Raw genomic sequence first — 16,167 nt, 5'->3', positions numbered from 1 at the left:
GGTACAAAAAAAACGACCTCTCGCTTCAAGCGCAAGAGATCGTTTTCCGACTAAAACTGGCATAAGACGCTGCTTTGGTTACAGAAATTCTTTAACAACCGCGCCTTTACCGGCAAGGTCATCTTCCGTTTTTTCTTTGTCGGCGGTTTCCGAAGGAATCTGGAATGTCCTCACCGCTTTTAACGCCAGCAGCAAAACTCCGCATGCGACAATGACCAGAGCGCTGATGAACAAAACGCTGTTCAGTTCGAAACGCAAAGCGAGAATGCCTCCGATAAACGCTCCCAGCGGTAAAGCCGCGTTGGACAGCGTATGCAGGAAGGCCATCACCCGGCCCATCAATTGAGAAGGTGTGATAATTTGGATCAGCGAAGTCTGCAGCACATTAATAATACCAGTAAACACGCCCATCAAAAGGATTGCGGTAAGCTTCATCCACAGCGCGGGAACAATCGCGAACAGATACAGCGAAGCGCCCATAAGCAGCCAGGATATAGCGATCATAAGCCCGTTTTTTTTGAGCACGTTAATCAGCGCTGACCCTACGAATATGCCGACGAAAAAGGCGATGTACAGCAGGCTGTAATAAATCGGCGATCCGTAAGAGACCGACATGGACGGAACGGTGATGATGAGAATGGACATGGAGAAGTTGGTCAGTGCAAAGAACGGCAGCATGATTCTAAGAAACGGGCTGCTCGCGACAAACCGGTAGCCTTCCACAAGCTCGCTTGTATACTCTCTGATCTTCAGCGGACCTTTCGGCGCGCCTCCTGCGGTTTTCTCAGGCTCCATCTGTTTCTTAAGCTGCACATAGATGAGTCCCGACAGGAAAAGCATTCCGCTGGCCAGATAAAACGTGTTTTTCATCCCCAGCAGCAAAATAATAGAGGCCCCGACCAAGTATCCCGCTACATTAATGAGCTGGTCTGTAGACGAGATCATGGCATTTGCTTTGACGATTCTGTCCGGTGACTGGATCAACTGCGGAAGCATTTTATTGTTCGCCGGATAGAACAGCATCGAAAAACAGGATGCAACGAACACAAGGATAAGTATCGCCAGCAAATTGGCGCCCCCGTCAGTGATCAGAAACGGTACCGCCAAAATCAGTACGGCCTGAACGAATAAGGAGATGCTGGCCAGCAGCGATGGAGAATATCGGTCAACCAGCGGCCCCAACAGAAAGCTGAAGATAGAAGCCGCCGAAATAGCGGTAAACGTAAAGCTCGTAAACGAAACGGAGGCCGTCGATTTCTGAACGAAATACAGCAAGACGATCGAATAAATGCTATCCGCGATGTTGGCGGAGGTTCTGGACAAATAAAAGCGGACAAACAAACTGTTTTTAAACAAAGACATCTCATTTCAACCCCTTACTGCTTGATGGTCTGGAAGGTCGGAATCACGGACTCGAACATGCGGCGGATCGTTTCTTCGTCTTCCTCATAAGGCAGCAGGAGAGAAATGTGCAGAAGGTTGCCCGAATGCTGTACGGTGAAATAAATGACAGGCCGAACTTCCGTCGAATTAATGTCCGGATCGTCCAGTCTTTGGAGAAGTCCTCCGTCTTGCTGGATTTCGCCGAGATAATTCACAACAATCGGCAGCTTATGGAGACTGTTCTGTAAATAATAGCCGGACAGCGGATAATCTTCTGCCGTTTCCCGATTATAGATCAGGTTGAAAAAGTTCAGATTATGCGTCGAAGCCGCATGAAGAAGATTTTGTACGGAGCGCTTCTCTTCACCGGATATTCCGCCGAGCAGAACCGGAATCTGATCGATGCATTCGCCGATCGTATCGTAATAATGGCGCCCCGTATAATGCCTGCCGTAATTCGTAAGCCAGACCGGCACTTCTTCCAAGCCGAAATACCTTGAGAAAAACCGTTCCGCAAGATCAAGAGCCTTATGCCACATACGCTCGGCAAGATCCGTTCCGGCAGCCTGCTCTTCCATGTTAATCTCATGCAGATACTTTGTGGCTTTGGAGCGGTTTTTCCCCTGTAGGGCTTCTCCGATCACCAATGTTTGCTGGTAAAAAGATTCCAGTCTGAAGCGTTCGTTAATCTCGGCATCGCCGATTCCAGCCGGACCTTGCCGGACTTGACCAACATAGCTGCGGTACGAGTGGTCGGGCCTGTTTATTTCATGCCTTGAGGCCTCCTCCTCGCCCGCATTGTAAAACGCAAGCACATCTGTTCTGAGAATTTCACTGCTCATGCCGTCAAAGATGATGTGCGAGCACGGAAGCAGCAGGTAATGCTCCCGCAAGTTGAGCGAAACCAGGGCAAACCGGTATAGGACGCTGCCTCCCAGCTCATAAGGTCGGAAATAAAGCTCTTTCAACAGCCCTGACATGATTCGCTGCTGCACGGAAGGCAAGTAAGCCGATAAATCAACAACTGGAAGAGCAAATTCCGGTGATCTTTCTTTCAGTTCCCAGCCCCACTGTTCCCCCGTCTGCACGAGTTGGCTTCTCAGGAGATCATGCTTCCCGATCACCCGCTGCAAACCCGCATTTAACCGCTGCGTATCGATCATTTCGTCAAAAGATAGGAGCGTGCCCGATGCTTCGGGATAAGCCAGATGATATTCTTGGATCGGCGCCAGCGAGTACTGCTCGACAGTCGGCATCTGCGCCAGGGCGGTTCCCCAAGCCTCATGGGAGGATGAGACTTCTTTCTGAACATGCATCAGAGTATCCTGCAGGTCCGATTCCGTTAAATTAAGCGCTTCTGCTGACAGTTCTAGACCTGTCTTTTCATTCTCACCGGCTGCAACCCTTTCCCCGTTTCCATCTTCAGAAACGCCCTGCGGTACGATGAAATGAGGATGAAGATCTTCATGGAAGTTGGAACGGATAAGTTCAGTAATCTCCGGCAGCCGCTTCTCGTGATCAGGAATGAGCAGAAGAAGCACAACCTTTTTGTCCTCACGCATGTCTGCCTTTAACCTGAATCCGGGACCGAACGTGACGTGCAGTAGTTGCTCCGCTTCTTCGAAAGTCTTAACGCCAGCATTGTCCCTAACATGGACGGAATGCTTGCGGGGCGACTCTGATCCGGCTTCTTCAGCCTCCTTAAAGGCAGGAAGAAGTTCCGACAATCCGCGAATCGTCTGCACCTGGAACAACTGGTGCATCCCTATTTCCAGACCCAGCTCCTGCGCTTTGGATATAAGCTGGATAGCTTTGAGGGAGTGGCCGCCGAGTTCGAAGAAATTATCGTCGAGACCGACTCTCTCCACACCGAGTACGCTTTCCCATATACCTGCCAGAAGTTTTTCCTTGGTGCTTCTCGGCGGGGCATACGGGGATGAGGAGAGCCCGTCCTGCTCCGGTTCTGGAAGCGCGCGGCGGTCGATTTTCCCGTTTTTCGTGAGCGGCAGAGAAGGCAGGAACACGTAGCGGGCAGGGATCATGTAATCGGGAATGCGTCCGCTCAAGTATGCTTTCACCTCAGACGGCGTGAGGTATTCGCTTGTTCCGATATAAGCGCAAAGGAACTTAGAACCCTCGCCGGATTCTTTAACGGCGACAAATGCCTCGCGCACAGATTCGTGCCCAAGCAGCCGGGTCTCGATTTCCCCCGGTTCAATCCGGTAGCCCCGGATTTTGACCTGCTGGTCCATCCGCCCCAAATATTCGATGCTCCCGTCCGGCAGCCACCGTCCCAAATCGCCAGTCCGGTACATTCTTTCACCGGGTCGGAACGGATTCGGCACGAATTTTTCCCGGCTCAGATCTTCACGATTCAAGTAGCCCCTGGCCAGCCCGTCACCGCCGACGCAGATTTCTCCTTGAAGACCGACAGGCAGCAGCCTGCCCGACAGGTCCACCACATAGGCGGTGGAATTCGCGATCGGTCGGCCGATCGGAATGTTTCCATACTCCCGGTCGATAGGAAAGCAGCAGGAGAACGTCGTATTTTCCGTCGGGCCGTAGCCGTTGATAACCGTGAGCTGCGGGCAAGCGTTTCTTACGGAAGCGATCATGGTCGGCGACAGCACATCTCCGCCTACGAGCAGATACCGAAGCGGCGCGAACAAGGCCGGATTGGTTAACGCCAGCTGATTGAAAAGCGGCGAAGTCAACCACATCGTGGTAATTCCGTACGCTTGCAAAGCTTCCTCCAGATTGCCGGCGTGAAGGAAAACGGATTCCGGCACAATGCATAGCTGGAGTCCGTTAAGCAAAGCGCCCCAGATTTCAAACGTGCAAGCATCGAACACAAGCGCGCCGGTAAGCAAAATGCGGTCCGACGGTTCAAACGTAACAAAGTTGGTGTTTTTGACAAGACGGACAACGCTTCGGTGCTCGATCATGACCCCTTTGGGACGCCCTGTCGAACCTGATGTGTACATGACATAAGCGAGAGATTCCGCGTCCGCTGTGCGCGGTAAGTTGCTTTCGCTGCCGGCATACACAGAAGGGTCCGCCAATCCAAAAACGGTCCCTTTGAAGCCTCCAAGCAAACTTTGAGCCAAATTCGGGTCTCCTGCAAGCATTACAGCTGCCGCACTGTCATCCAGCATGTACGCGATGCGGTCTTCAGGGTACGAAGGATCGATGGGCAGGAACGCTCCTCCCGCTTTGAGAATGGCTAGTATTGCAACGATCATTTCAGGCGACCGTTCAGCCATAATCCCCACTAGCGTATCCTTTCCGACACCAATTTCACGCAGCTTCCAGGCAAGCTGATTGGCTTTCCGGTTAAGCTCGGCGTAGGTGATCTCCTTGTCTCCAAAAAGAACAGCCGCTTCATCGGGCCTCAGCGCAGCCTGTTGTTCAAACAATTCATGTACGGCGGCATCCCTCGGATACTCTGTCTTCGTCGCATTGAATTGTTCCAAAATCAGGTCCCGTTCACTCACGGTTAATAAATCGATATCCGACAGTAACATGTCCGGGTTCTCTGAAATTTGCTTTAATAGTTGCACATAATGATCGGCAAATTTTCGCACAGTGTCTTCTTTGTATAGCTTTGTCGCATATTCAAAACTGAAAGAAAGAAGCGGGCCTTCCGAGCTTTCCGTTTCCTGGGCGGTGAGAGTCAGATCAAACTTGGAAATTCCGTTGTGATGCTCAACCGCCGCAAACTCGACGCCATCCGCTCCCAGCTCGCGGGATTCCGTATTTTGAAGCACAAATACGGTATCGAACAGCGGGTTGCGGCTAACATCCCGGCGCAGCTGAAGTTTCAGAATCAGGTCCTCAAGCGGTACCAGTTGGTTTTCAAACGCCTGCAGGGCGTTCTGCTTCACCTCATCGAGGAAAGCCGCGAACGTCTTCGAACCTGACGGATAATTACGCAGAGGAAGAGTGTTTACGAACATGCCCAAAACGTCCTCCAAATCTGCATGAGGCCTTCCGGCTACAGGAGTGCCGATAACCAGATCATCCTGTCCGGAATACTGGGCAAGCAGCGCGTTATAAGCGGCAAGCAGAAGCATATAGAGCGTTGCACCCTGACGGGAAGCGGCCTGCTGCAGCCGCCGTGTAAGTTCGTGATTCGCCTCGAAACCATAGACGGCCCCTTCAAAGCTCTGCAGTTGGGGACGCGCATAATCCGAAGGAAAGTTCAGGACGGGAATCTCGCCGCTGAACGTATCCAACCAAAACTTTTCCTGCCGTGCCACGGTACCGTCTGCCGATAACTGATTCTGCCACATCGTGTAATCTTTGTACTGGACAGAAAGCTCCTCTAGTTCTTCTCCCCGATAAAGCCGGGTAAACTCCTCGGTCATCCGTTCAAGAGAAGTGCCGTCGGTAATAAGATGGTGTATATCGATCAGCAGCAGGTGACGCTCGGCCTCCGTCTTTACGAGACCCGCACGCAGAAGAGGGGCCGTTCCCAAGTCGAACGGACGGATAAAGCCATCTGCAATTGTTTGTATATGCGCTTCACTGTGATCGTCCGTCCAATCGGTGGACAAATTAGTAAGCTCCGTAACCTCTACCTGAAAAGAGACCTGCGCCGGATCATGAATAACCTGCACATATTCCTCCTGAATTCGGGTGAATGAAGTCCGAAGCGCTTCGTGCCTTGCAATCAGCTTACGGAAGGTCTCATTAACCTGCTCCGGATTAAGCGCCCCTTTTGCCTCGAGAATCAAAGGAACGTTATAGGCTGTTGCGGCTCCCGATATTTCCTGTACGACCAGCAATCTGCGTTGGGCCGGAGATACCGGATACCAGGGTTTTTCGGGAGCTTTAGGGATCGGTGCATACGCTGCCTCCGTTATGCCCTTTACGGTGATTGCAGTCGCCTGTGCTTGCAATGTCTGGGCCTCGAATACTTTTCGGAGAGGAAGCTCAACGCCGAATTCCTTCGAGATTCTGGCAAGAAGAAGCGCCGCTTTCAGAGAATGCCCGCCTCGTTCGAAAAAATTATCGTGGAGGCTCACACGCTCCGCGCCAAGCACTTCCTGCCACAGCGAAGCCAGACGAACTTCTGTCTCGGTTTCCGGTGCCGTATACTCATCGGAAGATCCATTGGACGGATCGGGCGCTTGGAGCGCTTTTCTGTCGATCTTGCCGTTAGGCGTTAGCGGAAATTCCTTCAATGGGATAAAATGAGCCGGCACCATGTAAGACGGCAAACCCGAAGCCATATGTTCGCGAAGTTCTGAGGCAGCCGGAGAGTCCCCTTCGGAGGTGTAATACGCGCACAGCGTTTTTTCCGATGAGATTTCGTGAACGAGAACAATCGTCTCCCGTACCCGGCCGTGCTGCAGTAGTCGCGTTTCGATTTCACCGAGCTCGATCCGGTAGCCCCGGATTTTGACCTGGTGATCGATACGTCCCAAATATTCCAGATTGCCGTCAGGCAGCCATCTGGCAAGATCGCCCGTACGATACATTTTCCACCCGGGCTCAAAAGGATTCGGAACGAATTTTTCGTCGGTGAGAGCTTCGCGATGCAAGTAGCCGCGCGACAAAGCCTCTCCGCCGATACAAAGCTCCCCGGCCGTTCCCCGAGGTACAAGCTGCAAATCGGCATTCACCAGATACACCTGCGTATTGTAAAGCGGCTTGCCGATCGGAATCATCCGGTGATTTTGCACGGCAGTACCCCGCTTCGCTTCCCATACAGTCGCGCAAATCGTCGCTTCCGTCGGACCATAAGCATTAAAATAATCCACATGCGGACTCCATCTGCGGACCAGTTCCGGTGAAGACTCGGAACCGCCCGTAATCAATATCCGCAGCGACGGCAAACGTCCGGGGTCCAGATAAACGGCGAAAGTGGGCGGAAGCATGGCAAGCGTTATTCCGTTATCCCGCACAAACGCTTCAAAGGAATCCAATTGAACCAGCTTTTCTTTCGGGGCCAGGTATAATCCTCCACCCATAAAGAGCGCCATATACATTTCCCAAACGGAAGCGTCGAATGAAAAACTCGCAAATTGCACGATACGGTCTTCAGGGCCCAATCCCAGCGTATTCTCGTAGAAAAGCTTCATGTTTGCCATACCCCGATGCTCGATCATGACGCCTTTTGGCTTACCCGTAGTTCCGGATGTATAGATCACATAAGCGAGATGGTCAGAGGTGACAGAAACGTGCGGATTGGTTTCAATCCCCGTATACCACTGCTCGTCCTCCATAAAGACCGTATGTCCGGTAAATTCCGTATTGCCCGCGAGATGCCGGTGCGTCAGCAAAATCCGGGTTCCGCTGTCCTCGAGCATGTACGAGATTCTCTCCTGCGGATACTCGGGATCTACCGGGAGATAGGCGCCTCCCGCTTTTAGAATGGCGAGAATGCCGATCACCATTTCGGGAGAGCGTTCGGGCATAATAGCTACAATGGTATCCGGCCCGACACCCAAATCTTGCATTGCGGCCGCCAGCCGATTAGAACGTGCATTCAGCTCGTTGTAGGTATACCGCCGATCCTCAAACGATATGGCGATACGGTCGGGGTGTTTTTCCACCTGCTCTTCGAATAAGCCATGTATCGTTGAAGTTCGGGCGTACGGTGCGGCCGTCTCGTTCAGTTCTTCCAGAAGCAGCCGCCTTTCGTCTGCGGACAACATGCCGATTTGCGAGAGCATTAAACTCCTGTTCGCCGAAATTTCCCGGAGAATCTGTATATAATGGCCGGCTAACCGCTCGACAGTCTGTTCTGCGTATAGTTTGGTCGCATACTCGAAAGTAAACGTCAGCTCTTCGTCCTCCTCCGCCAAAAGCGAAAGATCGAATTTGGAAACGCCCGACTGCGCTTCATAAGGCTCCAGGAGCAATCCGTCCATTTCCATCGACTGGGAACCTTTAGTCTGCAAGGAAAAAACCGTATCGAAAAGCGGATTGCGGCTGACATCCCTGCGAAGACCCAGCTTTTCAAGCAGGCTTTCCAGCGGATACTCCTCGTGGTCAAAAGCTCCCAGAGTTCCTTCCTTGATTTCGTTCAAGAAGGAGAGGAATGTTTTGGATCCGGCAGGTGCCTGGCGGATGGCCAGCGTATTCACAAACATCCCGATCAGCGGCTGAAGCTGTGTATGAGTCCGGCCCCCGACTGGAGTTCCGATGACGATGTCTTCCTGATCGGTATATTTATGAAGCAAAACGTAATAGGCCGCAAGCAGCACCATGTACAGCGTAGAACCGGTCTCCGAGGCCAGACGGCGGAGTTTATCCGCAAGCCCCCGGTCCGTCTCAAACTCGTAGCGTCCGCCTTCGAAGCTTTGCAATTGAGGCCTCGAGTAATCGGCGGGCATGTTCAGTACGGGAACTTCGCCCTCGAACACGTCCAGCCAGTATTTTTCCTGCTTGAGGAATACACCGTCGCGTATTCGCTCCTGCTGCCAATATGCGTATTCCTTGTAGTGCACGGGCAGTTCGAGCAGAATTTCACCGCGGTAGATCCGGTTGAATTCTTCCGCCAGAATTTGCAGCGACAGGCCGTCCGAAACAACATGATGCATATCCGTCATCAAAAGATGCCGTTCCGGCGCCAACCTGATCAATGCGGCTCTGAACAGAGGTGCCCGGCGTACATCAAACGGACGGATAAATGAGGAAACGCATCTTTCGATGACGCTTCTCTCTTCTTCCACGCTGGAAACCGTTTCTTCCGAATAGTCCAGCTTAAACAAGATCTCGCCCGGTTCATGAATGATCTGTTCGTACTCCCCATCCTTCTTCCGGAAGGAGGTACGCAGCGTTTCATGACGGGAAATCAAGACTTCAAACGCTCCTTGAATCTTCCCGACATTTACCGGTCCTCTAGCTAGCAGGACGAAAGGCATATTGTAGGCGGCGGCCGTATCTCCGATTTCCTGAATCAGAAGCAACCTTTTCTGGCCGGCCGATACCGGATAAGCGTCCATTTTCTCCAGGGGACTCGGCCCGGCCGACGTGCCCGCCCCGCCTCCCGCCGGGCGGGACGCGGACAATCCTTCCTGAGCGAGCCTCAATTCCAGAAGTTTACGTTTTTCCGGTGAGAGACTGGCTATTCGCTTCGATAAATCCACTTGGCGCACTCCCCTCTCCTGGTCTGTACCGTCTGCACCCTCTATACCTGTTCAAGCGCTTCGATTTCCCGTAAAATTTCCTCTAGCCTGCGAATCTCATCCAATTCCTTCCGGAGATGCTCTGCTATTTCCGCGATAGTCGGCTGCCGGAAAAGCTGGCGCAGCTCCAGTTCGATTCCCCATTGTTCACGGACTTGGGCAACGAATAAAGACGCTTTGAGCGAATGTCCGCCGAGCTCGAAGAAATTATCATGAACTCCCACCCTGGTAGCACTCAGGATGCCGACCCACATGGCGGCTAATTGTTCCTCGATCTCGTCTCCGGGAGCAACGTAATCGGCTGCGGAAGTTTGCACGGCATCCAGGCCGAGCAGCGCTTTGCGATCCGTTTTTCCGTTCGGCGTCAAAGGGAACTTCTCAAGCTGGGCGAATGCGGCCGGGATCATGTAATCCGGCAGGTTTTGTCCAAGGAAGGTACGGATTTCCGATGCCGGAATCTCCGTTTTCACAACGAGATATCCCGTTAACGTGTGTCCGCCGGAAACATCCTCTCTGGCGAGGACGACAGCTTCTTCCACGGCTTCATGGCGGACGAGAGCGGTCTCGATCTCACCCAGTTCGATACGATACCCTCTGACCTTGACCTGGTGGTCCAAACGTCCGAGAAACTCGAGGCTGCCGTCCGGGATCCATCTGGCAAGGTCGCCTGTCTTGTACATGCGCCCCCCGCCTTTGCCGAACGTGCAGGGAACGAATTTCTCCGCCGTCAGATCAGGCCTGTTCCAGTACCCGCGTGCCAGTCCTTCGCCCGCAATACAGAGCTCGCCCGGCACTCCGGCAGGCTGCAGCTTGCCTCCTGCGTCGACAATATAAATCTGTGTGTTGGCGATGGGCCTGCCGATATCGATGGAGGCGGCGTTCGTCAGGTTCTGCACGGCAGACCAAACAGTCGTTTCCGTCGGTCCGTACATGTTGAAAATGTTCAAATCCGGGAATTCCTGCAGTGAACGCAGAAGCGCAGTCGGCATAGCCTCGCCGCCTACGAGAATATTGCGGACGTTCTGCAGGCTTGAGGCCCCTTCAGGGCTCCCGAGCAGCATTTGAAGGCGCGAAGGCGTAATCTGCAGCGTATCTATACCGTGAACGGAAATCAGGCCGCTGAGCGCTCCCGGTTCCGTCTGATGCAGGGTTTCCGCAAGGACGACGCTCATCCCGCAGGTGAGCGGAAGCAGCGTCTCCAGCACGAAGATATCGAAAGATACGGTCGTTAAAGCCAAAATTTTACGACCGGGGACAAATTCGATTTTTTCCCGCATTCCGGTAAAGAAGTTCGATACGGAACGGTGCTGGAGCATGACCCCTTTCGGATTCCCCGTCGAGCCCGACGTGTAGATGACGTAAGCGAGATGATGAGGTTCGCTGGCAGGCTCCAAATTGCCGGTCTCGCCGCTGTAAACTCCTTCCTCATCAAGGGAGATGACGGCACCCTCAGTCTGTAAACCTTCCGCCAGTGCTCCCTCGGTCAGAAGCACACGGGCTTCGCTGTCTTCCAGCATGTAGGCAACGCGTGCCGCCGGGTAATCGGGGTCAATCGGCACATAGGCGCCGCCCGCTTTCAGAACAGCCAGGAGGCCGATCATCATCGAAGGAGAGCGCTCCGTCAGCAGCCCGACGAGCCGGTCCGGTCCGACTCCGTGACTTTGCAGCGTGCGGGCCAGCGAGTTCGCTTTTTCGTTCAGCTGCCGATAAGTAAAGACCTGATCCCCGAACAACAAAGCAGGGTCATCCGGAGTCAAGGCTACCTGTTCTTCAAACTGGCGGTGAATCGTTTTGTCGTAGGCGAATGCAGTGGCCGTATCGTTAAATGACTCCACAAGCATGTGTCGTTCCCGTTCTTCCAGCATATCGATTACCGACAGTTTCATGTCCGGATTGCGAACGGCAGCCTCCAGTATGCGAAGATAATGACCCGCAAGCCGCTGAACCGTTTCTTTTCTGAACAAGCCGGTTGCATATTCAAAGTGGAAATCGATGCCGCCGGTTTCGTTTTCTTCCGCCTGGAGTGTCAGATCCAGCTTCGCTACCGCATGTCCGAACTCGTAAGACTGGAACAGCTCACCTGGCTGGCCGATCTCTTCTATACCGAGATTCTGAAAAATAAACATCGTATCAAACAAAGGATTTCGGCTTAAATCGCGCTTGAGAGAGAGCTTGTCCAGAATCGTCTCCAAGGGAATTTCCTGGTTCTGGAACCCTTGTAGCGCGGTTTGCTTGACCTCTTCAAGCAACTGACTGAACGTCTTATCCCCGGCGGGAAAACTTCTCATCGGCAGCGTATTGACGAACATCCCGATCAGCGGCTGCAAATCCGCATGCGTCCTGCCGGCGACGGGCGATCCGACAATAATGTCTTCTTGTCCCGTATAGCGATGCAGCAGCGTGTTGAATGAAGCGAGCAGGACCATATATAAGGTCGCGCCGGCACGGGCTGCCGTTTGCTTCAACGCCTCGGTTTCACTTGATTCGAGCTTGAAGACAAACTGGTCTCCCTCGAAGCTCTGGAGCGGTGGCCGCATATAATCGGTCGGGAAGTTCAGAACCGGCAGCTCGCCGCTCAGCTTCTCCGTCCAATAAGCTTCCTGGGCGTCCAAAACGCCACTGGAACTGCGTTTTTGCTGCCAGACGGCGTAATCCTTGTACTGGATTTTAAGAGGAGCCAGCTCTTCTCCGGCATAAAGCCGGTTAAATTCATTGGCAATAACCGCCATGGAAACACCGTCGGCTATAATATGGTGCAGATCGATTAGAAGCGCCGTTCCCCCGCAGGTCAGATTCGCCGCTCCAACTCGGATGAGCGGAGCCTCCGCCAGGTTAAAGGGACGGATGAACCCTTCGATAACCCGGTCAAGCGCCTCTTTCTCGGCAGGTGTAAGGATATCTTGTACCGCAGTCCGATTTTCCGGATGATCGCTCGCTCCGTTACCGCCCGTATTTTCCGGTGCGATCTCTTCATCGGTTTTCACGATCTCCCATAATCCCGAAAATGCCGGAATCTCCTCAATCCCGCTCTTCTCCTTCGTTTCCCCGCTTCCGCCAAGTTCCGTTAAGGAAGTTTCCTCCGCTCCCGACAAAGAGATTTCTTCTACTTCAAAAACCACCTCCGGGTGATTTCTCTGAACGATATCGGATTCAATCTGCTCAAAGGAAGTACGAAGCGGCTCATGGCGGGCGATCAACTTCTCAAAAACGGTTTGAAGGCGTCTGCGATCCAATGGAACCCGGCTGATCAGCACATGCGGAATATGATAAGCCGTGCTCTCTTGTTCGAGTTGATCCAGCACCATTAATCTTTTTTGCGCCGAAGTGACAGGATAAACGTCACGTGGTTCGGCAGGTTCGATAGCTTGGTGAGCCGAGTAGGCTTCCTTGCGGATCGCTTCGGCCATGGAACGGATCGTAGGCGACTCGAACACCTGACGCAGTGGTAGATCAACCTGCAACCGTTGATGTATTTTGGAAACCAGCAGCGCCGCTTTCAGGGAGTGCCCGCCCCGGTCAAAAAACGAATCGCCGGCACCGAGGTGTTCCACCCCTAGCACTTCCTTCCAGATGGCGGCAAGCGCTTCTTCCATTTCGCCCTCGGGCGGAATATACCCGCTTTCATCCCAGACCGTGTCCGGTGCAGGAAGCGCTCTGCGGTTCACTTTGCCGTTGGATGTGAGCGGCATTTCCGGAAGGAATACGAAATAAGAAGGAATCATATACCCCGGAAGCTTTGCGGCAAGGGACTCCCTCAGAAGTACCGTTTCCGGAGCCGGGTCCGGACCGCAAACGAGATAGGCGCACAATACCTTCTGGCCTTGCCCGTCGGTCCTGTCCATCACGAGTGCTTCCTTTACCATCGGATGCCGGAGCAAAGCCGCTTCGATTTCGCCCAGCTCAATCCGGTAGCCACGGATTTTGACCTGGTGATCCAGCCGTCCGAGATATTCGATGTTGCCGTCCGGGAGCCATCGGGCCAGATCACCCGTTTTGTAAATGCGGCCGGAAGGATCGAAATCCGCTGCCGCGAATTTTTCAGCTGTCAGTTCGGGCCGGTTTAAATAGCCTCTGGCCAACCCCGTACCTGCGATACAGAGCTCGCCCGCAACTCCGACAGGCTGGAGGCGGCCAGCGTTATCCGTAATGTAAAGTCGGATATTATCAATCGGTTTTCCGATCGGCACGCGATCCAGCGGATTTTTTCCAAAGGAGCAATCAAAATAGGAAACGTCAATGGTCGCTTCCGTCGGTCCGTACAGATTGATCAGCCGGGAGCCGTTGGTCCGGTAAAACAGCGAATTAAACCGGTTCGCCTGCTGAGGATTGAGTGCTTCTCCGCTGGCGAATACATAGCGCAAACTAGCCAGAGCACCCGGTTCCAACCGGCTTTCCGCATGGTCAAGAAAAACGGATAGCATGGAAGGTACAAAATGTATCGTCGTCACATTGTACTTGTCGATAGCCCTTGCGATCTGCGCCGGATCTTTTTCCGCGCCCGGCTCCAGAAAAACGACTTTAGCCCCGTACGCCCCCCACCAGAACAGCTCCCAGACGGATACGTCGAAGCTGTAAGGCGTTTTCTGCAAAATGACGTCTTTTTCGTCCAACGGGTAGCGTTTTTGCATCCAGTGAAGGCGGTTGATCAGGGCGCGGTGCTCGATCATGACCCCCTTCGGATTTCCGGTCGTACCTGACGTATAAATGACATAAGCTAGATGCTCCGGTCCCGATCCGCGAGAAAGATTACTTCCGTCACCCGTCAAAAGATTTTCAGCATCGAGCTCGACAGTTTCTGCACCGGCCGGAGCACGTTCCAACAAATCCTTCTGCGCAAGTACAAGAACAGCCCCGCTGTCGGCGAGCATATAATCGATTCTTTCCTGCGGATGCCCCGGATCAATCGGCAGATAGGCCCCGCCCGCCTTCAATATAGCCAGCAGCCCGACCATCAACTCAATGGACCGCTCGCAAAGAATACCGACCACTGAGTCCGGCTCCACGCCCTTTAAGCGCAGCTGCCGGGCGAGACGGTTGGCGCGCACGTTCAGTTCACGGTACGTAAGACGCTTCTCACCGAATATGACGGCGATTTTTTTCGGTGTCATGGCTGCCTGAAGTTCAAACCAGCCGTGCATGGTTTTCTCGGCAGGATAGGAAGCGCCAGTGTCGTTAAACGCACGCAGTTGGCCGCGTTCTTCATCCGTGAGCAGATTTATGCTGTCCAACGGAATGTCAGGCGTTTCCGTAATTTGCTCCAGCACTTGATGCAGATGCCCGGCAATCGCGCGGATTCCCGCATGTCCGACAATCTCCGCATTATAGCTGAACTTGATTTCAAGCTCTCGTCCCGGTATTACCGTCAGCGTAAGCTCATAGTTTGTCTGCTCGAAGCCGTCCACTTCCGTGATGCGCAGGCTGTTTTTGGCCGGTTCCCCGTCCGTCCGCCCGCCTCCTCCGGTCTCATCTCCGGTTCCGATCAGTTCTTCGGATATCGGATAATTTTCGAACACAACGAGATGACGGATCAGATTGTGCTTTAACTGGGACTGCGCCTGGATGTCCGCAAGCGAAAGATAAGAATGCGCGTTGGATTCCATCCAGTCGCTCTGCACACGGCTCAATAAGGCGGCAAAACTTTCGCTCTTCTCCCCGCTGATGCGTAATGGAATTGTATTGATGAACAGCCCCACCATGTTCTCGATGCCTTTAATTTCTTCGGGCCGGCCCGAAACGACGGTGCCGAACACGACATCCGTGCTGTTGTTATACCCTTGGAGAAGCATGCCCCAGGCTGTCTGGAAGACAGTGCTTACCGTAACCTGCTGGCGCTTTGCGATCTGCTCCATCTTGTGTGTAAGTGCGGCGTCCAGCTTCAAAGAATGATGTTCAAGCCGGAAAGGGGTGTTACCCTCCGCCCGGCTGAACCCGGGAACTGTCGTTTCGTTTTCCAGGCCATCCAAGTATTTGCTCCAATAAGCTGCGGCTTCTTCCCTGTTCTGATTTTCCAGCCACTGGATAAAACTGCTGAACGGATACACCGGCTCCAGGTTGGCCCGAATTCCGTCCCGAAGCGAAGTATACAGGCTGAAAAAGTCGTTGGCGACGATGCCGAGGCACCAGCCGTCCATAACGATATGGGGAAAACTCCATACGAGTTTGCAGGTGGTTTCGCTCCATTTAAACAAAGCCAGACGAAGTGGAACGTCCTTTTCCAAATCGAAACCGTTCGTCCTGTCGCTTCCGGTAAACTGTTCAAGCGCAGCCGTTTTGCGAGCCTCGCTCAAGCCGCTAACGTCTTCCGTATGGACGGAAGGCGCCTCTCTTTCCTGGAGCACCACCTGAAGGGGACGCTCCGTTTCTTTATATACAAACACCGTGCGGAAAATATCGTATCTCTCTATAAGCAGCTGAAGGCTCTTCTGAACCAGCTCACGGTCCAACACTTCACCGACGGTAATGATATTTTGCTGAAAATAAGCTTCGGAATCCCGATCCAGCATGGAATGATACAGCATGCCTTCCTGCATGGGGGACAGCGGATAGATGTCCTTAATCTTCACTTGAGACACAATTTCACTCTCCTTTAAACTTCCGGCCGTCCCGCAGGACAGCCCGGAAGCGTATGTCCGCCTTAAGCGGTGAA

General features: G+C 53.3%; 3 protein-coding genes. All 3 read right to left on the bottom strand.

Annotation, left to right across the window (positions count from 1 at the left end; translation table 11 throughout):
• Positions 1-78: 78 nt before the first annotated feature.
• The 3 genes from ABH899_RS10765 to ABH899_RS10755 are packed head-to-tail and all read right to left on the bottom strand — an operon-like array spanning position 79 to position 16,093.
• A complete protein-coding gene (locus ABH899_RS10765; RefSeq protein WP_369996057.1) occupies positions 79-1,362 on the bottom strand; it encodes an MFS transporter in 1,284 nt (427 codons plus the stop codon).
• 14 nt (positions 1,363-1,376) lie between these two features.
• Entirely contained in the window at positions 1,377-9,482 is an 8,106-nt protein-coding gene (locus tag ABH899_RS10760) for an amino acid adenylation domain-containing protein (RefSeq protein ID WP_369996056.1), read from the bottom strand.
• Positions 9,483-9,523: 41 nt separating this feature from the next.
• Entirely contained in the window at positions 9,524-16,093 is a 6,570-nt protein-coding gene (locus tag ABH899_RS10755) for an amino acid adenylation domain-containing protein (protein WP_369996054.1), read from the bottom strand.
• Positions 16,094-16,167 lie beyond the last annotated feature (74 nt).

Origin of the sequence: Paenibacillus sp. RC84, from assembly GCF_041260495.1 — a bacterium.
In the GTDB taxonomy this organism is placed as follows: domain Bacteria; phylum Bacillota; class Bacilli; order Paenibacillales; family NBRC-103111; genus Paenibacillus_F.
This window is presented reverse-complemented; position numbering and strand designations above follow the sequence as displayed.